General features: G+C 61.6%; 17 protein-coding genes. 10 read left to right on the plus strand and 7 right to left on the minus strand.

The features are described from left to right. On the minus strand, positions 1-2,007 hold a 2,007-nt coding region (rpoD, locus tag QM647_RS14260), incomplete at its 3' end, for an RNA polymerase sigma factor RpoD (RefSeq protein WP_414996203.1). 112 nt (positions 2,008-2,119) lie between these two features. Further along, positions 2,120-4,036 (minus strand): DNA primase, encoded by a 1,917-nt coding sequence (gene dnaG / locus QM647_RS14265; protein ID WP_414996204.1) that lies wholly within the window; start codon positions 4,034-4,036, stop codon positions 2,120-2,122. A gap of 139 nt (positions 4,037-4,175) precedes the next feature. Between dnaG and QM647_RS14270 the strand changes: the two genes are divergently transcribed. Continuing rightward, positions 4,176-5,180 (plus strand): glycoside hydrolase family 5 protein, encoded by a 1,005-nt coding sequence (locus tag QM647_RS14270; RefSeq protein WP_414996205.1) that lies wholly within the window; start codon positions 4,176-4,178, stop codon positions 5,178-5,180. A gap of 6 nt (positions 5,181-5,186) precedes the next feature. Here the strand turns inward: QM647_RS14270 and otsA are convergent, their stop codons facing one another. Together otsA and otsB are read right to left on the minus strand one after the other, a co-directional pair. Then, positions 5,187-6,584, minus strand: coding sequence for an alpha,alpha-trehalose-phosphate synthase (UDP-forming) (gene otsA, locus QM647_RS14275; protein WP_414996206.1), 1,398 nt, complete (start codon positions 6,582-6,584; stop codon positions 5,187-5,189). Then, complete coding sequence (gene otsB / locus QM647_RS14280) at positions 6,559-7,419, minus strand: trehalose-phosphatase (protein ID WP_414996207.1); 861 nt, start codon at positions 7,417-7,419, stop codon at positions 6,559-6,561. The genes otsA and otsB overlap by 26 nt, the downstream gene beginning before the upstream one ends. A gap of 384 nt (positions 7,420-7,803) precedes the next feature. Between otsB and QM647_RS14285 the strand changes: the two genes are divergently transcribed. The 3 genes from QM647_RS14285 (at position 7,804) to QM647_RS14295 (ending at position 10,739) form a co-directional block, all read left to right on the plus strand. Continuing rightward, entirely contained in the window at positions 7,804-9,603 is a 1,800-nt protein-coding gene (locus QM647_RS14285) for a glycoside hydrolase family 15 protein (protein WP_414996208.1), read from the plus strand. A gap of 304 nt (positions 9,604-9,907) precedes the next feature. Next, the gene (locus QM647_RS14290; RefSeq protein ID WP_414996209.1) at positions 9,908-10,267 is read left to right on the plus strand and encodes an ArsR/SmtB family transcription factor; all 360 of its coding nucleotides are present in this window, start codon (positions 9,908-9,910) and stop codon (positions 10,265-10,267) included. Then, positions 10,248-10,739 carry an SRPBCC family protein gene (locus QM647_RS14295; protein ID WP_414996210.1) on the plus strand — a complete coding sequence of 164 codons (492 nt, stop codon included), beginning with the start codon at positions 10,248-10,250 and terminating at the stop codon, positions 10,737-10,739. The genes QM647_RS14290 and QM647_RS14295 overlap by 20 nt, the downstream gene beginning before the upstream one ends. Here the strand turns inward: QM647_RS14295 and QM647_RS14300 are convergent. Beyond that, positions 10,736-12,376 carry a Na+/H+ antiporter gene (locus tag QM647_RS14300; protein WP_414996211.1) on the minus strand — a complete coding sequence of 547 codons (1,641 nt, stop codon included), beginning with the start codon at positions 12,374-12,376 and terminating at the stop codon, positions 10,736-10,738. The genes QM647_RS14295 and QM647_RS14300 overlap by 4 nt on opposite strands. Before the next feature lie 187 nt (positions 12,377-12,563). Between QM647_RS14300 and carA the strand changes: the two genes are divergently transcribed. Continuing rightward, positions 12,564-13,739: a glutamine-hydrolyzing carbamoyl-phosphate synthase small subunit gene (carA, locus tag QM647_RS14305; protein WP_414996212.1), complete on the plus strand. Its 1,176-nt coding sequence runs from the start codon at positions 12,564-12,566 to the stop codon at positions 13,737-13,739. A gap of 9 nt (positions 13,740-13,748) precedes the next feature. On the opposite strand, the gene QM647_RS14310 is transcribed toward carA, so the two are convergent. Both QM647_RS14310 and QM647_RS14315 read right to left on the minus strand, forming a co-directional pair. Continuing rightward, positions 13,749-14,318 carry a hypothetical protein gene (locus QM647_RS14310; RefSeq protein WP_414996213.1) on the minus strand — a complete coding sequence of 190 codons (570 nt, stop codon included), beginning with the start codon at positions 14,316-14,318 and terminating at the stop codon, positions 13,749-13,751. Next, positions 14,315-15,016: a hypothetical protein gene (locus QM647_RS14315; RefSeq protein ID WP_414996214.1), complete on the minus strand. Its 702-nt coding sequence runs from the start codon at positions 15,014-15,016 to the stop codon at positions 14,315-14,317. Before QM647_RS14315 ends, QM647_RS14310 begins: the two co-directional genes overlap by 4 nt. A 377-nt stretch (positions 15,017-15,393) precedes the next feature. On the opposite strand from QM647_RS14315, the gene carB reads away from it, so the two are divergent. From carB to QM647_RS14340, 5 genes are all read left to right on the plus strand, one after another. Next, complete coding sequence (carB, locus tag QM647_RS14320) at positions 15,394-18,666, plus strand: carbamoyl-phosphate synthase large subunit (protein ID WP_414996215.1); 3,273 nt, start codon at positions 15,394-15,396, stop codon at positions 18,664-18,666. Positions 18,667-18,766: 100 nt separating this feature from the next. Beyond that, positions 18,767-19,342, plus strand: a complete 576-nt coding sequence (locus QM647_RS14325) for a hypothetical protein (RefSeq protein WP_414996216.1) — start codon at positions 18,767-18,769, stop codon at positions 19,340-19,342. A gap of 210 nt (positions 19,343-19,552) precedes the next feature. After that, positions 19,553-21,880, plus strand: coding sequence for a DUF6311 domain-containing protein (locus QM647_RS14330; protein WP_414996217.1), 2,328 nt, complete (start codon positions 19,553-19,555; stop codon positions 21,878-21,880). 210 nt (positions 21,881-22,090) lie between these two features. Further along, complete coding sequence (gene greA, locus QM647_RS14335) at positions 22,091-22,564, plus strand: transcription elongation factor GreA (protein WP_414996218.1); 474 nt, start codon at positions 22,091-22,093, stop codon at positions 22,562-22,564. 138 nt (positions 22,565-22,702) lie between these two features. After that, entirely contained in the window at positions 22,703-23,689 is a 987-nt protein-coding gene (locus QM647_RS14340) for a mitochondrial fission ELM1 family protein (RefSeq protein WP_414996219.1), read from the plus strand. The last annotated feature ends 26 nt before the right edge of the window (positions 23,690-23,715 follow it).

The raw sequence follows: 23,715 nt of genomic DNA on the forward strand, positions 1-23,715 counted from the left end.
CTGGCCGACTTCTTCCAGCGTGTGGTCGGTGTTCATGCCGATGCCGAAGCGCATCCGCAGGACGCGTTCCTCACGCGGGGTCAGCGAGGCCAGGACCCGCGTGGTGGTTTCGCGCAGGTTGGACTGGATGGCCGCATCGATCGGCAGGACAGCGTTCTTGTCCTCGATGAAGTCGCCGAGGTGCGAATCCTCTTCGTCGCCGATCGGCGTTTCGAGCGAGATCGGTTCCTTGGCGATCTTCAGAACCTTGCGCACCTTTTCCAGCGGCATGGCCAGCTTTTCGGCCAGTTCTTCCGGCGTCGGCTCGCGGCCGATTTCGTGCAGCATCTGGCGCGAGGTGCGGACGATCTTGTTGATCGTCTCGATCATGTGCACCGGGATACGGATGGTGCGGGCCTGATCGGCGATGGAGCGCGTGATCGCCTGACGAATCCACCAGGTGGCGTAGGTCGAGAACTTGTAGCCGCGGCGATACTCGAACTTGTCGACCGCCTTCATCAGGCCGATATTGCCTTCCTGGATCAGATCGAGGAACTGCAGGCCGCGATTGGTGTACTTCTTGGCAATCGAGATGACGAGACGCAGATTGGCCTCGACCATTTCCGTCTTGGCCTGGCGGGCTTCGCGCTCGCCCTTCTGCACCGTGCCGACGATACGGCGGAAGTCATCCACCGCCACGCCCATATCGGTGGCCAGCTGGGTGACCTCGCCACGGATACGGTTGACCGCCGTGCTATCATTATCGATGAATTTCTGCCAGCGGATGCCCATGTCGCGCACCTTGTCGCCCCAGGAGGGGTCGAGTTCACGCGAATAATAGGCGCTCAGGAATTCCGTTCGCGAAATGCCGTAGCTATCGGCCAGGCGCAGCAGGCGGCCTTCCAGCCCCATCAGCTTCTTGTTGATGGTGTAAAGCTGCTCGACCAGGGCCTCGATACGCTGGTTGTTGAGCTTCAGAGTCTTCAGATGGCGGGTGATCGTCGCCGTCACCTCGTCGTAAGCTGCCTTGTCCGCCGGATCGAGGGGCAGACCCTCCAACTTGGCGGTCAGCATCTTTTCCTGCGTGTGGCGATAGGTCTCGAATTCGCCGGCAATGGCGTCGAGCGTCGCCATTACGCCTTCGCGCAGCTCCGATTCCATGGCCGAAACCGACGGGCCGGCGCCATCGTCGAAATCGTCCTCTTCCTCTTCCTCAGGCTCGGGCTTCTTCTCTTCCTCGTCCATCGGGACGTAATCGTCATCGTCGTCGTCATCGCCGCTCTTGGCCTTTTTAGGCTCGACGACTTTTTCGGACAGCGCTTTTGATTCCGGCTTGGGCTCGGGCTTGACCGGCTCCGGATCGGGAATCTTGATGACCGGCGGCACAAAGCGCTGCGGGCGCGGTCCGGGCTGGATCACTTCTTCCTCGCCCTCCTCGCCGTCTTCGCCGAGTGCGCCCGGCGGCGGACCGTCCTGACCGGCGCCGCCATAGGTGCCTTCCAGATCGATAATTTCACGCAACAGGATACGGCCGGAACCGAGTTCTTCGCGCCAGATCATGATGGCTTCGAAGGTCAGGGCCGATTCGCACAGGCCGCGGATCATGGTGTCACGGCCGGCCTCGATGCGCTTGGCGATGGCGATTTCGCCCTCGCGGCTAAGCAGTTCGACCGATCCCATTTCGCGCAGATACATGCGCACGGGATCGTCGGTGCGGTCATAGTTCGAGGTCTTGGTGGTTTCCACCACCGCGCCGGCTTCCTCACGGACGACGACTTCGCCGCCCTCAGACGCCTCTTCCTCGGACTCGATAACATTCACGCCCATCTCGGTGAGCATGGCCAGGGTGTCTTCGATCTGCTCGGAGGTGAATTCTTCCGACGGCAGCACCTTGTTCAGCTCGTCCATGGTGACGTAGCCGCGCGCCTTGGCCGCCTTGATGAATTTCTTGACCGCGGAATCGGTCAGGTCGAGCAAGGGACCGTCGGACGAAGCCTCATTTTCAGGTTTGTCTGTAGTCGTGCTCATTTTGTCACACTCATATGGGTCTCCGCAACGAGCCTGAAAAGCCAGGTGCCGCTCATGTGTCTTATAAAGAACAGTCTGAACGAATGCTTAACCACATGACTTGTCATGTTTTTTAGGTTGAGCCTTCGCTGCCGTCCTGCCAGATTTGTCCGCTTCTCAAGGACTTCCGCAGGGCATCGCGTTCGAGCTTGAGCCGTGAAAAAAATTCTGTCCCCACCTGCTCGCGGGCCGAATTCAGAGCACGATCCAAGGCCGTCAAACGCGAGACCGCGTTGAACGCCTGTAACCAGCGGGAATGGGCATCAGCTGAAGATATGTCCGGTGAGAGGAATGGCGCGCCGCTCTTTAGGGCCGCCTTCTGTATCTCGCTTAACAATGCACCAAGTCCTTGCTTTTGCAGATGGCGACTCAATGCCTGCCTGTCAAGCCCTTCGTGTTGAAAACTGAGCGCTATGAGCGCATTTGCCAGCGGGCTCAACGCCTCGTCGCCAAATCCATAGGCCTCCAGCCCCTCGACCTGGTCCAGCATCCAGTCGGGATTGTCGATCAACCCTTGCGCCAGGCCGGCCGAGGTCGGGTCGAGCGCGGCGGAGAGCGTAACCGCCGCACGCTTGGATTCCTCCATGGCCGGCGGGATATAGAGTTCGCGTTTCTGGCCAGGCTGCCAGGGCTTGCGCGGCCCCGCGCCTTGACTGCCCCCCTGATTGGGAACGAATGGCGTTTTTGCCCCGGTATTGGCCTGACGCGGCGGCGCCACCAAGCCATCATAGCGTTCGAGCAGGTCCTGGCGGTAAGCTTCCGCCAGATCCTTGTCCTCGATCTGGGCGGCCAGGGCGCGCAGGCGCTTCTTGAAGCCGGCCTTGCGCTCCGGGGTATCGAGCGGCGCGGCTTCGGCCTCGCGCTGGAACAGCACCTCGACGAACGGCCGCGTCTCCTTCAGCGCCTCGCGCAGGGCGAGCGCCCCCTTGTCACGCAGCACATCGTCCGGGTCCTTGCCGCCAGTGATCAGGCAGACCTTGAACGAGCGGCCGGGCTTGAGCTTTGGCAGGGCGCGGTCGAGCGCGCGCGAAGCGGCGCGTTGCCCGGCCTTGTCGCCATCGAAGCACAGGGTCGGCTCCGGGTGGCGTCGCCACAGGATATCGATCTGCTCCTCGGTCAGAGCCGTTCCCAGAGGCGCCACGGCCGCCACATGGGCGCGCTGGCAGGCGATGACGTCCATATAACCTTCGACCACCACCAGTTCGGCGTGGGTTTCCTCGGCGCCCAGCAGTTTCAGCGCCTTGGGCAGGCCGAACAGCATCTGCCCCTTGTGGAACAGGGTGGTTTCCGGCCCGTTGAGATATTTCGCCTTGTCGTCCGGATTGAGCGCCCGTCCGCCGAAGGAGACGACAATGCCGCGCTGGTCCTCGATGGGAAACATCAGACGGTCGCGAAACCGGTCATAGGGGGCCGAACCGTTCTCGACCTCGATCAGCAGGCCGCATTCGACCAGTTCGGAGACCTTGGCGCCGCGCTGCACCAGCGCATCCTTGAGCGCCGTGCGGTCACGCGGAGCATAGCCCAGGCCGAAGGTGACAATATCTTCTTTGGAAAGCCCGCGCCGTTCAAGATAGTCGCGGGCATTCTGAGCGGCCGGCGTCTTGTCCTGCAAACGCGCCACGAACCATTTCTGCGCCAGGTCCATCCAGTCGGTCAGGGACCGGCGCTTCATTTCGGCGGCCTTGGCCTGGGGGGTATCGACCGGAAGCGCCATACCGGCCTCGGAAGCCAGTTTCTCCACCGCCTCGTTGAAGCTCAGGCGCTCGGTTTCCTGCAAAAAGGAGATGATGTCGCCGTGCTTGCCCGACGAGAAGTCATGATAGAAGCGCTTCTCGTCATTGACGTAGAAGGACGGCGTCTTTTCCTTGCTGAACGGCGACAGGCCCACCCATTCGCGGCCATTCTTGCGCAGCTTTACGCTCTTGCCTATGACCTCGGAGGGTCGCAGGCGTGTTTTCAGCTCTTCAAGAAAATGATCGTTAAACCGCACGGCCTATATATAAGCTCTCCGCCAGCACATTGGATATTGGCAATTCACACATATTAACAGGGATTCGTTCTCCTGCGCGATTAGGCAATTGGCAAGGCTTTGCTGCCATTTTTTGCCTTTGGGTGCGGAGTGAGGATAAATGCGCGTGAAATCGTGGGTAAAAGCTGCGGCAGCTATTGGCTTAACGCTGGTTCTGACGGGTTGTTCCACCGTGCAATCGGCCTATGACGCCCTGCACCGCGCCCCGGCGGCGGTTTTCCACACACAAGGCCCGGATATCCTGACGCCCGAGGGCGCGCCCTTCATCGCCCGCGGCATCAATCTGCAATATGGCGACAACCCGAAAGCCGCCCGCCCGGCCATCGGCGCCATCGCCTCGACAGGCGCCAATATCATCCGCCTGCAGTTGCGCCGCGACACCTCGGCGAAGGACCTGAAAAAAGCGCTCGACGCCGCCGTCAAGCATAAGATTCCGGTCATGGTTTTCTACTGGGAGCAGGATATCACCTGCGGCACCGACAGCGCCCGTCTGCGCAAGGATACCGGCGACCTGTGGCTGACCCGCTGGGCCGATGTACTCAATCAGCGCAAGTACCAGCCTTACCTGATGCTCAATATCGCTAATGAATGGGGCAGTTCGAAAGACAATTACGCCAGCTATATGGCGACCTATACCGATCTGATCCACGCCATGCGCGCACGGGGTTTTCGCGCCCCCATCGTGATCGACGCCGCCGATTGCGGGCAGGCGCCCGGCAGTTTCCTCGAAGGGCGCGGCAAGACCCTGCAGGCGCTCGATCCGCTGCACAACCTGATCGTCTCGGTTCATGCCTATAACAAGCCATGGAATTCCCCGGAAAAAATCGACCAGAATATCGCCGCCCTGCGCCAGCAAGGCGTGCCCTTTCTGCTCGGCGAATTCGGCGACCGCGAACTGGTCGAGGACGGCAGCGCCGTCGATCACCTGCACCTGATGCAGGTGGCGCAGGCGCAGAAAATCGGCTGGATCACCTGGAGCTGGAAGGGCAATGGCGGCACGACCAAGGTGCTCGATATGTCCGAAAGCTACGGCAAGGTGAAACTGACCCGCCGCGGCCATGAAATCGTCGATGGTCCTTATGGTCTGCGCGCCACCGCGAAATAACTGCCGCTACTCCGCTTCCGCCAGTTCCGGGATCGGCGTTTTCAGGCAGGCGACGAAATCATCCCGCCAGCGCGATACGTCATTTGTGCGTACGTTCTCCATCAGGGATTCCCAGCGGCGCTTGCGTTCCTTCAGCGGCATGGACAGGCCACGGTGCACGGCCTCGGAGACATCCTCCCGGCTGAGCGGATTGACGATCAGCGCGTCCTTCATCTGCTCGGCGGCGCCAGCAAACTGCGACAGCACCAGCACGCCGGGATTGTTCGGGTCCTGCGCCGCCACATATTCCTTGGCGACCAGGTTCATGCCGTCGCGCAGGGGCGTTACCAGACCGATATCGGCGGCGCGATAGATGCCGGCCAGCTCATCGCGGCGGTAGGCGCGGTTGACATAACGCAGCGGCACCCAATCGACCGTGGCATAGGCGCCATTGATCTTGCCAGAGAGGTTGTCCAATCGACCGCGCAGATCCTGATAGGCGTCGACCTCATCGCGTGAGCGCGTGGCGATCTGCAACAGGAAGAGATGGCCGTGCATGCCGGGATTATTAGCCAGCAGGGTCTCATACGCCGTGAAGCGCTCCTCCAGTCCCTTGGAATAGTCGAGCCGGTCGACGCCCAGCAGCATCTTGCGGCCGCCCTGGCTTTTCAGCATAGTCTTGTAGAACAGCTCGGCACGCTCGCTTTTCAGCGTGGCTTCGAAATCCGTGGCATCGATACCGATCGGGAAGGCCCGGACGCGCGTCTGGCGGCCATAGGCGCGCACGACACCGTCCTTTTCAAGACTGGCCGAAGCATCATGCAGCGCATAATCCGTGAAGGCCTCGGCATCGTCTTCGGTCTGGAAACCGACCAGATCGTAGCTGAACATGGCTTCGACCAGTTCAGCATGGCGCGGCAGGGTGGAAAGGATGCGCCGCGCCGGCCAGGGGATATGCAGGAAGAAGCCGATGCGGTTCTTCACGCCGCGTTTGCGCAGTTCGCGGCCCAGCGGGATCAGGTGATAATCCTGCACCCAGATGATGTCGTCCGGCCCGACCAGCGGCAGCAGAGTTTCGGCAAAGCGCGTGTTGACCCGCTCATAGCCCTCATCGAAGCTGCGCTCGTAGTTCACCAGATCCGGCCGATAGTGGAACAGCGGCCACAGGGTGCGGTTGGCATAGCCGTTGTAATATTCCTGCTCGTCCTGGGCATCGAGATCGAGCAGGGCCACGGTCACACCGCCCACCACCTGCATCGACATCTGGCCGGTATAGGTCTCGACGGTTTGACCGCTCCAGCCGAACCACAGCCCCTTGTCCTCGCGCAGCGCGGCGGAGAGCGCCATGGCCAGACCACCGGCGGTGCCGACCCCCGGATCGGCCGGCGGATTGACGCGGTTAGATACGACGATAAGACGGCTCAATGGCGGTCTCCAGTTCAAGATATTGGGTTTGCAGCCCGCGTTCGAGCCAGTGATGGACAGCTTCCACATTGCCCAGACGATAATCGGCGAAGGTTTCGCGCAAAGCTCCGACCAGAACCCCTATGCCGCCGAAACTGCGCACAACGCGAAAGCCGTCCTCGTCGGTCAGGTCGTCGCCGACAAAAACAGGGATCGTGCCGGCGAAGGGCGGTTCGACCATGAAGGCGCGCACCGCCCGGCCCTTGTCCATGCCCGGCGTCAGGAATTCGACCACCATGATACCGCGTTGCAGTTTCAGGCCGGTGCGTCGCGCCAGGTCTTCGGCGAAGACCTCGACCACCGGCTTCAGGGTGGGTTCGAGACGATAATGCAGGGCCACGCTCAGAGGCTTTTCCTCGACATGCAGCTCCGGATATCTGCGCACGAAGGCGGCGATTTCCTGCTTCGCCTGCGCCACGCCGGAATGGACCGGCGCCACGATCAGATCCAGACGGGCGTCGCGCCGCTGCAGGCCGTGGCTGCCGGCCACCGCCGGTATCACGCCTTCCAGAATACGGTCGATATCGGCGATCGGCCGGCCGCTGACCACCGCCAGACGGCCCTGGAGGCGCAGGGCCAGATTACGGATCAGCGCATTGCGGGCGATATCCGGCCCCACCTCTTCCGGCAGGTCCGTAAAGGGGGCAAGCGTACCGTCGAGATCGAGAAACAGGGAGATATCATCCAGCCGATAGCGGCTCAGGGCGTCAACCATCATGCGCCCGGAACCCTGAGGCTGCCGCCAGTTACCATAGATTTCATTTGCCCGTTCCACTTCACAGATCACGACAGACACGGCAAAGACACCTCACCGAACATCGTTTTTAAAGTACAGCCCAGCCTCAATTGTGACAAAATCAGAATATTTATTGAGATTATTGAGATTAAGATGGAAAATAAAATTTCCATAAAGACAATATTTTCGTCTTGAGGCCGTACAGCCTTGCGATTATCAACCTAGCACTCGCAACAAACTCTTTTCAACCGACCTCGCGTTTCTGTGATCGATTATGAGAGATTTCGTGATCACTGCGCACGTGCGTTCGCGCATCAAGATATATTGTCCGGAGTCATTCAGAGCGTTTTCCGGTCTGACTGCGTCAGATCGGCGCTCTGAATTCTTTGCTTAACCGCACTTTTTAATCCGAAAAGTGCGTCACACTTTTCGGAAAGTGCTCTCGTGCCTGAACAGCCCAATCTCGACCTCGCCCCCATCGGTAACTGCGCCGCCACCGCCCTGATCGACCGCGATGGCCGTTTTGTCTGGGCCTGCTATCCGCGAATCGACGGCGAACCGGTCTTTTCCGCCCTGCTCGAACCCTCATGCGGTGGCAGCGAAAATGCCGGCTTCTGGTCAGTGGAGATGGCCGACGTCACCGAGACCACGCAAGAATACATCCGCAACACCGCCGTGTTGCGGACCGAAATGCGCGATGCCCATGGCGCCGTAGTCGAGATCATCGACTTCGCCCCGCGCCTGCACCACCTCAACCGCACCTACAAGCCCTGGGCCTTTTACCGCCTGATCCGGCCGGTTTCCGGCACACCGCGTATCCGCGTCCGCATGATCCCGACCGGCCACTGGGGGCGTGACCTCGGTGAGGCCACCTATGGCTCCAGCCATATCCGTTATGAATGCGGTCCGGCCGTTATGCGCCTGACCACCAATGCCCCCCTGACCTACCTGCGCGAAGACCAGACCTTCCGGCTGGAAGGCCCGCTCGGCTTTCACCTAGGGCCGGACGAACCCTATCCGAACGAGGTTTTGACCGATGCCGAGCACATGCTGCGCGCCACCATCGCCTACTGGCAGGGCTGGGTGCGCACCCTGACCATTCCGCTGGAGTGGCAAGAAGCGGTGATCCGCGCCGCCATCACGCTCAAGCTCTGTTCATACGATGATACCGGCGCCATCGTGGCCGCCATGACCACCTCGATCCCGGAAGCCGCCAATACCGGCCGCAACTGGGATTACCGCTACTGCTGGATACGCGACGCCTATTATGTAGTGCGGGCGCTGAACCGGCTGGGCGCCGCCGACATGCTGGAAAGCTATCTCGTCTACCTGCGCAACCTGACCGACCAGTCGGCCGGCGGCCATGTCCAGCCACTCTATAGTGTGTCCCTGCAAAGCGACCTGACCGAGCGCATCGCCCCCGATATGACAGGCTATCGCGGCATGGGCCCGGTGCGCGTCGGCAACCAGGCCTATGAACATCACCAGCACGATGTCTATGGCCAGATGGTCCTGCCGTTGACCCAATCCTTCTTCGATGCCCGCTTCCTGCGCGTCGGCACCGAGGCCGATTTTCACACACTGGAAAAGGTGGGAGAGCGCGCCTTCGCCGTCTATGACAAGCCCGATGCCGGGCTATGGGAATTTCGCACCATTGCCCGCGTCCATACCTATTCGGCGCTCCTGTGCTGGGCGGCCTGCGACCGGCTGGCCAATGTGGCTGTATCGCTGGGGCTGAACGAACGCAGCGCCTTCTGGAGCGAGCGCGCCGGCATTATCCGGAAGGCCATCGAAGAGAAGGCGTGGAACGAGAAACTGGGTATCTTTGCCGGCTCCTTCGGCGGCGAAGAGGTCGATGCCAGCCTTCTGCAACTGTTCGAGCTGGGCTTCCTGCCGGCCGACGATCCCCGTTGCATCGCCACCTTCAAGGAATGCGAACGGCAGCTGCGCAAGGGCGACAACTTCTACCGCTATGTCGAGCCGGACGATTTCGGTGCGCCGGAAACCGCCTTCAACTTCTGCACTTTCTGGTACATCGAAGCCCTGCACCTGCAAGGGCGCACCGAGGAGGCGCGAGACCTCTTCGAAGCCATGCTGGCCCGCCGCACCCATTCCGGCCTGCTGTCGGAAGATGTTCAGGTCGAAACCGGCGAACTGTGGGGCAATTTCCCTCAGACCTATTCGCTGGTCGGGCTGATCACCTGCGCCGACCTGCTCAGCCGGCCGTGGACGACGGTGCGGTAGGAAAGGAAGGCGTAACACGGAAAGCACGGATACGCTGCCCTTCAGGCAGCGACGCGGAAAGGTACGGAAATGCCTTGCGGGGTAATTTCGGCGCGAAACGTCATTAGCCGAACTCTTTAAGCGACTGCATGCCCTTCGGGCGAGTAAAGTGCGGCACACTCATATTTCCGTGCCTTTCCGTGCCCGCGCTTGCGCGGCTTCCGTGCTTTCCGTGTTGGGCCTTGCCGAAGCTGCCACAGGTACGGCGGCGAAAGTTCTGCCCCCACTTGCCTGCCGGCCCCTCTTAAGCTATATACTGAACCAAATGGTTCAGTATATAGCCCCTCTCGATGCCTCATTCGCCGCGCTTTCGGACCCTACCCGGCGCGGTGTGCTGGAGCAGCTTGGTCGGTCGGATGCCTCAATCACCGATCTGGCCGACCGGTTTCACATGACCCTGACGGGCATGAAGAAGCATGTCAGCGTTCTGGAGGCGGCCGGCCTTGTCGTCACGAAAAAGGTCGGGCGCGTGCGCACCTGCAAACTGGGCCGGCGCCGGATGGCGGAAGAGGCGGCGTGGATCGAAAGATATCAGCAGCTTTGGGCCGAACGGTTCGACGCGCTGGACGAGATTGTCGAAGAATTGAAACAAAGGGAGAAAGCCAATGAGCCAAACGGAAAATAACCCCACAACAGCGGAACGCACCTCTGATCGTGAGTTCGTCATCACGCGCACCGTCAACGGCCCGGCGCATATCGTATTCAAGGCGTGGAGCGATCCGGAACTGTTCAGGCGGTGGTGGACGCCAAAATCATTCGGCATGACCATACTGTCCTGTGAAATGGATGTCCGGACCGGCGGCGGCTATCGCCTGGTGATCAGTCACCCCTCCATGGAACAACCGATGGCGTTCTTCGGCAAGTATCTCGACGTTGTGCCAAATGCGCGGATCGTCTGGACCAACGAGGAAGGCGATGGCGAGGGGGCTGTCACCACCGTCACCTTCGAGGAACGCGACGGGCGGACCCTGGTCGTCTGGCGCGATCTATACCCCACCAAGGACGCCCTCGACGAGGCCATGGTATCCGGCGCCACAAGCGGATTTGGCGAACAGTTCGAGCAACTGGAGGCCCTTCTCGGTACGCTGGACGCCTAGCTTCCGGTCAGGCGGGCCTCCAGCAGGTCCGCCTCACGCACCAGCTTGCGCGCCGTTTCATCGGAGAGTTCGTGCGCACGGCTCAGTTCGTAAAAGACCTCGCGCTCGGCCCGGATTCCCGCCAGGCGCAGGTCGCGCTCGATCTTTTCCAGCCGGCGCAGGTGCTTGGCCGCTTCCCCGTGCAGTCCCTGACTATCGATCCGCCGCCGGTAGATCTCCATGACGCGCGCGCTCGCCTCGGCATAGAGTTCCGTGTCGTTCTTGCCGATCTTCATGGCTTTCTGAAGTTGCTCGATGGCCTCGATGGCGGCCTCGGCGCCGGCGGCGCGGGCCTTGTCTTCCTCGGCCTGCATCTTCGGCTCCGGCGGCAGCTTCAGGTCTTTCAGCAGGAACGGCAGGCCGACACTGGCCAGCAGCAGGGAGACCACGATCACCGAAGCCGCCAGGAAGATGATCAGGTTGCGCGACGGGAAGGCGGTGCCATCGGAGACCACAAACGGAATGGTCAGAACGCCCGCCAGCGTTATGGCACCGCGCACACCGGCCAGCGAGGTAGCGGCGATCAGGCGCAGGCTCGGCCGCTGCACCGCCTGCCCCTTTCGCGCCGCCCGAAACAGCGTAAAGCGCAAGGCCACCCACACCCACAGAAAGCGCAGGGCGATCAGGGCGAAGCTGATGGCGGCCACATAAACAATCAGCCACAGCGGGTCGGTATGTCCGGTAAACTGGACCACATGAGCGGCGCGCGAGGCTATGCTCGGCAATTGTTCGCCCAGCAGCACGAAGATGATACCATTGGCGGTGAACTGAATCATGTCCCAGACGGCGTTGCGACGGACGCGCGTATCGGCGAGGGCCTGGCCACTCTGCTCGGCATAGCTCATGGTGATGCCAGCAGCGACCGCGGCCAGAATGCCTGAACAGTGCAGACGTTCGGCCAGCAGATAGGCACCGAAGGGGATCAGCAGGCTGATCAGCACCTGCGAACCCGCCTCCTCGCCGATCCGGCGCGTAATAATGCCCTTCAGGCGCGTCACGGCAAAGGTGACAACAATACCGATGGCCAGACCGCCGATCGCCAGCCACAGGAAAGTGCCGACCGCGCTGACCAGCGAAAAACTGCCCGTTACCACGGCGGCCACGGCAAAACGCATGCACACCAGGCCGGACGCATCGTTCAGCAAGGCCTCGCCTTCAAGAATGTGCATCAGGCGCTTGGGGATCGGCACGCGCGTGGCGATAGCCGATACGGCGATCGGATCGGTGGGGGAAACGATGGCGGCCAGCGCAAAGGCGGCCGCCAGGGGCATCAGGGGTATCAGCCAGTGGATCAGCAGGCCAAGGCCGATGACGGTAAAAACAACCAGTCCCAGTGCCAGCTGCAAAATGGTGCCCTTGTCGCGGAATAGGCCCTCTTTCGGGATCTTCCAGCCGTCATAGAAAAGCAGCGGCGGCAGGAACAGCAGGAAGAAAACATCCGGCTGCAGATCGACCGCCGCACCAGTAGAGAGGGCAATCACCGCGCCCAGGGCAATCTGCACCACCGGCGTCGGCAGAGAGATCGGCGACAGGCGCGACAACCAGCCGCTGACCACGACCGCCAGCAGCAGAAACAGAGATATGGCAACACTTTCCATTTCCACCTTAGACCCTATTCGAGTCTAAGCGGTCAATGCCGTGTTACACATCTGCTAACAAAAGACGCGGAATCGTGATGTTATTTTCCGTGTTAACAATTGACCTTTCGGCCCTCGCCCCCTATGTGTCCCGCCGTTTGCGCGCCGGGTGGCGCTTGCAGTAATTTTTCAAAGGAGATGATACCCCATGACAACTGAACTGCTGGAAGGTTGCACGGGCGTATTGGTCCTTTCGGACGGCACGGTCTATCAGGGCCTGGGCTGCGGCGCGACGGGCGACGCCCTGGGCGAGGTCTGCTTCAACACGGCCATGACCGGCTATCAGGAAATCCTGACCGACCCTTCCTATATGGAGCAGATCGTCGCCTTCACCTTCCCGCACGTCGGCAATGTCGGCGTCAACTCGGACGATGTCGAGCAACTGGGCAATGACCCGAAGCGCGCCGCCAAGGGCGCCATCTTCCGCGACGCCCCGACCCCGCCGGCCAACTGGCGCTCGGATATGAGCTTCAATGACTGGCTGGTCCAGCGCGGCGTCGTCGGCATTTCCGGCATCGATACGCGCTCGCTGACCAAGAAGATCCGCGAAAACGGCATGCCGCATGGCGTCATCGCCCACTCGCCTTCCGGCGTCTTCGATCTCGAAGCCCTGAAGGCCAAGGCGCGCGAGTGGAAGGGCCTGGGCGGCCTCGATCTCGCCATCGACGCCACGGTGGCGCAAGCCGCCGCCTACACCACCGACCTGTGGCAATGGCCCACCGGTTTCAGCGACGGCACCAAAAAGGAATTCAAGGTCGTGGTCATCGATTACGGCGTCAAGCAGAACATCCTGCGCGCCCTGGTCGATATCGGCGCCGAGGTGCAGATCGTGCCCGCCAAGACCTCTGCCGAAGAGATTCTCGCCCGCAAGCCGGACGGTGTCCTTCTGTCGAACGGCCCCGGCGATCCCGCCGCCACCGGTGAATATGCCGTGCCAGTCATCCAGGCGATTGTGAAATCGGGTGTGCCGGTCTTCGGCATCTGCCTCGGTCACCAGATGCTCGGCATCGCCCTGGGCGCCAAGACCATCAAGATGAGCCAGGGCCACCACGGCGCCAACCATCCGGTCAAGGACGAGACCACCAACAAGGTCGAGATTGTCTCGATGAACCACGGCTTCGCCATCGATCGCGACAGCCTGCCGGAAGGCGTGGTCGAGACGCACGTCTCGCTGTTCGATGGTTCCAACTGCGGCATCGCCATGACCGGCAAGCCGGTCTTCTCGGTGCAGCACCACCCGGAAGCCTCGCCCGGCCCGGTCGATTCGCTCTATCTGTTCGAGCGCTTCGCCCAGAACATGCGCGACGCCAAGGTTTCGGCCTGACGTCCCGAACTAACGTAAAGCCAGAGGCTGGGCGAAGCGGTATTCCGCCGGCAGGTCTATTGTCCGGATATCCTTGCTGATCACCGTACGCCCGCCCACGCGGATCAGCAGGGCCAGATCGCAGGTGCCTTCGCCGACCGATTCCAGCCGGTTGTCCCGAACCGTCAGGGCAATCCCGTCAAACGTGCCGGCCAGTCCAAGGCCGACATCGAGTTCGAAGCTCTTCTCCGCACCGGTACTGACCTTGATGGCCGGGCGGATATCGCGCTCGATGCGGTGAGACGACAGCCTGAGCACCACCAGCGCCTCGCTCTTGCCCGCTTCGCGGCAGGCGGCGCGGATATCCCTGGCCGTACACCAACCATCGGCCAACAGGACCAGCGGATCGAAATGCAGGGCCGCCGTCACCGCCCTCAGGATTGCGCTGCGCAGGATCGGCGTTGTCAGGATCAGGTCGCGCAGCCGACGGTCCTTGTCTGCCGTTTCGACCACCTGTTTTTCGATATCGGCGCGGGTTTCCCGGTCGATCAGGTCGTCAAACCACAGGACTTCTGACGCAGTCTCGGTTGTCGCGGTCATGTTTCCCCCCCGCTTTTCAATACCAGCGGTCCGCTGGCGCTCAGACGGCTGGGCCCGAAGACAAAGCGGGCACTGACCTGCGGCACCCGGTCATATCCACCGCCATAACGCGGACGGCGTGCCCGCCATATCAGAACCACCACCACCCCCGCCGCAATGATGCCAACCCAGGCCCATATCAGGCCTGGCCGCAGCAGATAGGCCGGCAGTAACGGTTGGGCAGTGGATTTCGACGTCTGTACTTCAGACGATGGCGCCTGGTAGACGGCCGCCGGCGGGACAGTCTCGGTATCGGCCACCGTATCAGGGACGGTTGGGTTCGCTACCGGCGCTGCTATTACCTGTGGTTGGGTCAGGGGCGCCGCTGTCGGCATTCCCGCCGGCCCTACCGACACCTGAAGGGCCAATTGCCCGCCGGCTCCCAAGGGTTCGCCGGCCGCCGGCGCCTGCTGCAAAATGGTGCTGGACGCTTTCTCACCTGCCGTCTTGGTGAGGGAGGGAAAAATGGAAAAATACTGCGCCAGCGGCACGGCCACGGCATCATACCGGCAGCCGACAAGGTTAGGCGCCACCTGTTTTGCCGCCGCTGCCCGAATGGCGCCGGCACCGCACATACGTGCGCCCTGCGCTGCCACCGCGGGCAGGGTCATGAACAGGCAAACACACGCACTTAGTACAGGTACAGCAACCAGTTTCATGCGGCCCCCTTTAGAGCCTCCCCCAGAAGACTCTAAACCGTTTTCAAGTGCCTCCACGTGTGGACACCCGGTTTCCTTAACACTAATCCTTAAGATGTACCAGTCTGCGTTAACCATTCCAGCCTGAGGTGTTGAATTGCTGCATCAGCACAGGCTGCCATGTTTCCTGTTATTACATGTCTTCACATCGAGCTGATCGGCTTAAGATTCGTGAATCAAGGGTTGCAACGCGGGAGCATAGGCTCTAAAGCACCCGCTTAGCCATAAAACATGCAGCGCCCGCAGCGGCGCGATTTTTTTAACCGGACTGTGGACCCACAGCCCGCTCTAATCTTGCGCAAGCCCTTAAGCCTGCGCCTTGTGTACGAAAGACCGAGATGCCCAAACGCACAGATATCAAGTCCATTCTCATTATCGGCGCAGGCCCTATTGTGATCGGTCAGGCCTGTGAGTTCGATTATTCCGGCGTGCAAGCCTGTAAGGCTTTGCGCGAGGAAGGTTACCGCATCATCCTGGTCAATTCGAACCCGGCGACGATCATGACCGATCCGAACATCGCCGATGCTACCTATATCGAGCCGATCACCCCGGAATTCGTCGAGAAGATCATCGCCAGGGAGCGCCCGGACGCGCTGCTCCCCACCATGGGCGGCCAGACCGCGCTGAACACGGCGCTCTCGCTGGAAAACGCCGGTGTGCTGGCCAAGTACAATGTCGAGATGATCGGCGCCAAGGCCGAGGTCATCGACAAGGCCGAAGACCGCCAGAAGTTCCGCGACGCCATGGACAAGCTGGGCCTTGAATCGGCCAAGTCGGCCGTGGCCCACACCTGGGACGAGGCTGTGGCTGGTCTCGAAGCCATCGGCGGCCTGCCGGCGGTCATCCGTCCGTCGTTCACCCTGGCCGGCACCGGCGGCGGCATTGCCTACAACCAGGAAGAATTCAAGGAAATCGTCGAGCGCGGCCTCGACCTTTCCCCTACCAGCGAAGTGCTGATCGAGGAATCGATCGTCGGCTGGAAGGAATACGAGATGGAGGTGGTGCGCGACACCGCCGACAACTGCATCATCGTCTGCTCGATCGAGAACGTCGACCCGATGGGCGTCCACACCGGCGACTCGATCACCGTCGCCCCGGCCCTGACCCTGACCGACAAGGAATACCAGATCATGCGCGACGCCTCGCTGGCGGTGCTGCGCGAGATCGGCGTCGAGACCGGCGGCTCCAACGTGCAGTTCGCCGTCAACCCGGCCGACGGCCGCCTCGTCGTCATCGAGATGAACCCGCGCGTGTCGCGCTCCTCGGCGCTGGCCTCCAAGGCCACCGGCTTCCCGATCGCCAAGGTCGCCGCCAAGCTGGCGGTGGGCTACACCCTGGACGAACTGCGCAACGAGATCACCGGCGGCAGGACCCCGGCCAGTTTCGAGCCGGCCATCGACTACGTGGTCACCAAGATCCCGCGCTTCGCCTTCGAGAAGTTCCCGCAGGCCGACGCGCGCCTGACCACGCAGATGAAGTCGGTGGGCGAGGTGATGGCGATGGGCCGCACCTTCCAGGAAAGCTTCCAGAAGGCCCTGCGCGGCCTGGAAGTGGGCGTGGACGGCATGAACGAGAAGACCCAGGACCGCGAGGTGCTGGAGAAGGAACTGGGCGAGCCCGGCCCCGAGCGCATCTGGTACGTGGGCGATGCCTTCGCCATGGGCCTGAGCGTGGACGAGGTGCACGACCTCACCAAGATCGACAAGTGGTTCCTGGTGCAGATCGAGGAGATCGTGAAGATCGAACTCGACCTGGACAGGCTGGCCGACGAGAAAGGCGAGGGCGCCTTGGCCGCGCTGGATGCGGGCACGCTGCGCACGCTCAAGAAAAAGGGCTTCTCCGACCGGCGCCTGGCCAAGCTGCTCAAAACCACCGAGAAGGCCGTGCGCGAAGCCCGTCGCGCCCTGAACGTGCGCCCCGTCTATAAGCGCGTGGACACCTGCGCGGCCGAGTTCGCCACCAACACCGCCTACATGTACTCGACCTACGACGAGGAGTGCGAGGCCGCGCCCACGGGCAAGAAGAAAATCATGGTGCTGGGCGGCGGCCCCAACCGCATCGGCCAGGGCATCGAGTTCGACTACTGCTGCGTGCACGCCGCGCTCGCCATGCGCGAGGACGGCTACGAGACCATCATGGTCAACTGCAACCCGGAAACCGTCTCGACCGACTACGACACCTCCGACCGCCTCTATTTCGAGCCGCTGACGGCCGAAGACGTGCTGGAGCTGATCCATGTCGAGCAATCGAAGGGCGACCTCAAGGGCGTCGTCGTGCAGTTCGGCGGCCAGACCCCGCTGAAGCTGGCCCAGGCGCTGGAGGACGAGGGCATCCCCATCCTCGGCACCACGCCGGACGCCATCGACCTGGCCGAGGACCGCGAGCGCTTCCAGCACCTGCTGCGCGACATCAACCTGACCCAACCGGTCAACGCCATCGCCCGCACGCCGGAAGAAGCCTTCAAGGCGGCGCACGAGGTCGGCTACCCGATCGTCATCCGTCCGTCCTACGTGCTGGGCGGCCGCGCCATGGAGATCATCCGCGATGACGAGCAACTGACCCGTTACGTGCGCGAGGCCGTGCAGGTTTCCGGCGACAGCCCGGTCCTGATCGACCAGTACCTGTCGGCCGCCATCGAGGTCGATGCCGATGCCCTGGCCGACGAGTCCGGCGTCTTCGTGGCCGGCATTATGGAGCATATCGAGGAAGCCGGCGTTCACTCCGGCGACTCCGCCTGTTCGCTGCCGCCCTTCTCGCTGAAGCCGGAAACGGTGAAGGAACTGGAGCGCCAGACCATCGAACTGGCCCGGGCGCTGAAGGTCCGCGGCCTGATGAACGTCCAGTTCGCCATCCTGCACCCCTATTCGGATAATCCGCAGATCTTCGTGCTGGAAGTCAATCCGCGCGCCTCGCGCACCGTGCCCTTCGTCGCCAAGACCCTGGGCCAGCCGCTGGCCGGTATCGCCGCCAAGGTCATGGCGGGTGTGTCTCTGTCGTCCTTCGATCTGAAGCCGCGTGATTACCGTCATGTCGCGGTCAAGGAAGCCGTCTTCCCGTTCGCCCGTTTTGCCAATGTCGATACGGTCCTGGGGCCGGAAATGCGCTCGACCGGCGAGGTCATGGGCCTCGACTGGGCGCGCGACGACGAAGACATGATCGATGCCTTCTCGCGCGCCTTCGCCAAGTCGCAACTCGGCTCCGGCGTGAAGCTGCCGACTTCGGGCAAGGTATTCGTGTCAGTCAAGGACATGGACAAGCCGGTCATCCTCGACTCCGTCCGCACCCTGATCGGCCTGGGCTTCAAGATCGTCGCCACCGGCGGCACCGCCGACTACCTGAAGAGCCACGGCCTTGAGGTCGAGGCGGTCAAGAAGGTGCTGGAAGGCCGTCCGAATATCCTGGACGCCATCAAGAACGGCGAGATTGACCTGGTGTTCAACACCACCGAGGGCAAGCAGTCGCTGTCGGATTCATTCTCGATCCGCCGCACCACCCTGATGATGAAGATCCCCTACTACACCACGGCTTCCGGCGCTGTGGCGGCCACCCGCGCCATCGCCAACGGCGCGAGCGACCAGCTCGACGTCAAGCCAATTCAGGAATACGCCTGATTCGTTTTTTCGAGGGTCTTAACAAGCCCTTAAGCCTGACTACCTAATGTGAAGGGCGGACGTGAAAAACGTCCGCCTTTTTCGCACTGGAGGCCCGGCCATGGAAGTTACCCCGATCCCGTCCATCAATGCGTCCCTGCCGCCACTGCGCGTGCAGCCGGTCACCTCGGCGCCCGACCGCCTGCCACAGGACCGTTACGCCACCGCCTTTTCGCTCAATCAGGCGCAGTTCAACAGCCTGACCGCCTTTCTGGCCAGCGCCGAAGCCGGCAATCAGCTCGACCGGCGCCTGAAGGCGATGCAGGCCCTGCGCGGTCTGGCGGCACGCGGCGCCCTGCGCGGCATCGACTCGAAAAATGCCCGCCTGTTCCATCAGCTGACGGATGAAAGCGACCTCGGCCAGCGCGAAGCCGCCATCCAGCACGACGAGGCCGAGGCGATCCGCACCGCTGTGCAGGGGCATAGCTCGCCCGCCCAGGCGCAGCAGGCCTTCTTCGAGGCCCTTTCCGCCGAAGACCAGGCGATCCATTTCGAACTGAATGTAAACGCCTTTAACATGCATGGCTTTCAGCGCCATGGCTCACTTGAGGATTATCGCCGCAAGCTGGCCCTTTCCGCCGCCACGGCTTCCAGCGAGGCCCTGCCGCCGGCGGCGCTGGTCTCCGGTGTCATCTGACCCATCCCAATTCCGCATCTCAACCTCGTAACAAAAAGTCACCGATCACACGCTTGTGAACAGCGTGATTTTTGCTATGATTACGACGCAAAAAATTGCCGTCTGAAGCGCCGGTTCCGCCGCAAAAATGTCACGCGGAGACGGCAAATGCTCCGGTAACGGGCACGACTGTTGCGCCAAAGATTTCCTTCTATCCGAGTTAAGACACAAATGACCTTGCCGAACTGGCTCCGTCCCGGCCTGCTATACGCCCAATTGAAGCAAACGCCGCCGGCCGTCTGGACCGGACTGCATCGCGGCCTGTGCGTGATCGCGCCCCTGTTGCTGTTCGCCGCCTTTTTCGACGTCAATGTGGTCAACCCGACACGTATCGGCTGGCTGATGGAGCATGACTGGGGTCAGCACGTGCTGGGCTGGAACGCCTGGCGGCGCATGCCGTGGTCGACCTTCAACCACGAAACCCTGCTGGGCGCGCCGGTCGGCAACACCATCTTCTCAACCGACTCGAACCCCCTTTTCGCCTTTATTTTCAAGCCTTTCCGTCAGTGGCTGCCGGATAATTTCCAGTACATCGGCCCGTGGTTCCTGTTCTGCGTGGTGATGCACTTCACCTTCGCCTACAAGCTGATCCGCCCGCACGCGCCCGGCAAGTGGACCGCGCTTGGCGGCGCCATCGCCCTTTCGGCCCTGCCCATGCTCTATTACCGCATGCGCCACGATACCCTGGTGGCGCAATGGCTGATCCTGTGGGGTCTGCACCTGTTCATCAACGTCAAGGACGACACCCTGCCTGAAGGATCAGGCTGGCGCTTTGTCCTGAGCTGGTTTCGCAACGGTTCGAAAATGCTCGGCTGGTCGGCTCTCCTGTTCGTCACCGGCATGGTGCACCCCTATCTGTTGTTCATGATCGCCGCCATCTTCGGCGGTGACTGCATCAAGCGTTTCTTCAGCGGCGTGCGGGCCGATTTTTCCGAACGCAAGCTCAAGCTGTACGGCGACTGGAAGATTCTGCTCGATGCCGTCGTCCGCGCTCTTCCCCCGCTCGTCCTGGCGGTCGTCGCCCTCTATATCGGCGGCAGCTTCAACAAGGGCATGAGCCCCGGCGCCGGTGGCTATGGCTATTATTCCTTCCCGCTCGATGGCTGGTTCAATCCCGTCAGGCCGGAATTCTCATCCATTCTCAAGGCCTGGCCGCTCGATGGCGGGCAATCGTTCGAGGGTTACCAGTATCTCGGCTTCGGCCTGATCCTGCTGGTCGTCGCCGCAATCGTGCTGTTCATCACCACGCCGGAAGCCCGACGCTCAGGCGCCTTCCTGAAGTCGCTGCGCCCGCTGGCCATTCCGTTCCTGGTCCTGCTGCTGATCGCCACCTCCAACCACGCACAGTTCTACGGTTACGATCTGTGGAACTTCAAGCTGCCGGATTCGCTGCGCAATCCCGCCGCGGTGCTGCGCGCCTCCGGCCGCCTGACCTGGCCGATCACCTATCTGCTGGTCGTCGCCGCGCTGGTCGTGCTGTTCCGCAGCCGCCCCAAGACCATTGCCGTGCTGCTGCCGCTGGTCCTGGTCGTCCAGGCCTATGATATCGCCGGCATGTCGAAGGAAATGCGCAAGGCCACCAGCCTGGCGGCTTCCGACCAGATCTTCTACGAGACGCCGAGCCCGGAATGGGACCAGTTGGTGAAGGACGCCAAGGGCATCGACTTCTATCCGGCCAATGTCCATATGAACGACAAGCTGTTCTATGAACTGACCTGGCGCGCCACTTCGCAGGTCAAGCCGGTCAATACCATGTACGCCGCCCGTGAAAACCTGATCCAGATCGCCAATCAGGAAGCCGGCATGGACGCCTTCAAGCGCGGTGAGATCAAGTCCGACCACCTGTTCGTCTTCCTCAAGCAGTGCGACGCGCCGCAGGAACTGTGGCCACGTCTGCGCATGCTCGATGGCGTGTGGATCATCCCGCCGAAGGACAGCCATATCGACCTGCCAAAGCCCGAATGGTCGCCGCTGCGCTCGGAAGTGCGCTTCGGCTGGCTGGACCAGGGCACCTGCCTGCTCGACGAAAACTGGTCGCGACCGGAATATGACGGCGTATGGAGCGAAGGCCCGGCAGCCAATCTGCGCATCCCGATCAAGCACGTCCAGTTCGATACGCCCAAGCCGAAAGAGCTTGAAATGACGCTAAAGGCGAAGAGCCGCCAGCCGGTTCTCGTCAGCGTGTTCGTCAACGGCATCAAGACCGGCGAAATCAGCCTGAACGGTCATACCACGCTCAATACCCTGCCCCTGCCCGCCTCGGCCCTGCGCAGCGAAAGCCTCAAGATTCGTTTCCTGGTTGAAGAACCGGCCAAGGACGAGGAGGAGGTCGTCGCCACCAGGGCTGCAGAGAAGTTTACCGGCCGCGGCGCAGCGTTCCGGGAAGCGAAAGCGGCAGCAGCCATCCCGGTCGATGCTCGCGCCCTGGGCATAAAGCTGATCGATATCAAGCTGATCGATCCGAACGCGCCGGTTGCGGCGCCGCCGATCGAAGGCTGATCCAGCCTGCAAACAGGCGGTCTTGAAAAGTTCTTTTAAAACACGACAAATAGAACTATAAGGGCTGCCGGTTTCGTTTTGTGCGCTGCGTGAGCAGAAACGAACAAGACCCATCACCGTCCGTAATCGTCCTGACCGGTTGTTGTCCCCCTCAACCGCCGTCAGGATTTTTTGTCATTCCTCAGGGTGGAATAAAGAACCTAATCGCACATGGAAAAAGTGCCGATGACCGTCGCGGGCTATCAGGTCCTCGACGATGAATTGAAAAGACTGAAATCCGTCGAACGTCCCAATGTAATCGCCGCCATCTCGGAAGCGCGCGCCCATGGGGATCTGTCGGAAAACGCCGAATATCACGCCGCCAAGGAACGCCAGGGCTGGATCGAGGGTCAGATCGCCGAGATCGAGGACAAGATCAGCCGTGCCCAGGTGATCGATGTATCGAAGCTCTCCGGCGGCCAGATCAAGTTTGGCGCCACCGTCACCGTGATCGACGAGGACACCGAGGAAGAAGGCCGCTATCAGGTGGTCGGCGACCATGAGGCCGATGTCAAATCGGGCAAGATTTCGCTGTCCTCGCCGCTGTCGCGCGCCATGATCGGCAAGGAAGTCGGCGATGTCGTCGAGGTTCAGACCCCCGGCGGCGTCAAGGCCTACGAGATCATCAAGGTCGAGTGGCTGTAAAATACTGAAGCGTAATTTTGCATTGCAGCATTTATTTTTTATGTTTCGATATGATGGTTTAGGCGAACCGCGATTTGGAATCGCGGTTCGCATGAACATAGAGTAATACTCATTTATTGAATGAGACAGGAGTGATGAATGCCCTTGCCGCTGACCATCTGGGCCGTATCAGACGGACGGGCAGGCATTGAAAATCAGGTCCTGGGACTGGCGGAAGCCGTAGCACGCATCAGCCCGGCCAAGATCATCAAGAAGCGCGTCCGGTACACAGGCCTGTATGACCGCCTGCCCTCGGCTTTGAAGTTCTTCCCCGATCAGATGCTGGCCAAGGGCAGCGATGCCTTCGAGGAACCCTGGCCGGATATCTGGATCGCCGCCGGCCGCGCCACCATCCCCCACAGCATTCGCATGCACCGACGCTCGAAAGGCCAGACCTTCGTCGTCCAGCTTCAGGACCCGCGGCATGACCTGAAGGCGTTCGATCTGGTGATCGCGCCCGAGCACGATCACGTCCAGGGCAGCAATACCCTGTCGATCATCGGTTCGACCAACCGCATCGAGGCCACCAAACTGAGTAATGCGCACAAGGTTTGGCGCAATCGCCTGAGAAACCTGCCTAAACCCCGCGTCTGCGTGCTGGTTGGCGGGCGCTCCAAGGCCTATGACCTGAATGCGGCCCATGCCGAGATCATGGCTGCGGAAGTGCGCGCCGCCATAGCCCAGGCCAATGGCTCCGTGCTGTTGACCGTCTCCCGCCGCACCCCGCTGGACGCGCGTCTCGTTCTCGAAGATGCGCTGAAAGGCCTGCCCGGCATCATCTATGATGGCCAGGGCGACAATCCCTATTTCGCCTTCCTGAAAGCGGCTGATCATTTCCTGGTGACGGAAGATTCGGTCAATATGGCTACCGAAGCCGCCGCCACCGGCAAGCCAATCCAGATCCTCAGCCTGGAACGCCGTACACTCGGCTCCGGCGAAAAGTTTGAGGATTTTCACGAAACACTGCGCGCCAAGGGCATCAGCCATCCCTTCAACGGCACGCTTTCGGGCAAACCCTATCCGCCGCTCGATGAAACGCGCCGCGCGGCCGAATATCTGCTGGAAATGCATCGCTCGAAAAAATAGGCAAAAAACAACCGGCGAAGCTCTCA

Source organism: Asticcacaulis sp. (assembly GCF_047605585.1).
Lineage (GTDB): Bacteria > Pseudomonadota > Alphaproteobacteria > Caulobacterales > Caulobacteraceae > Asticcacaulis.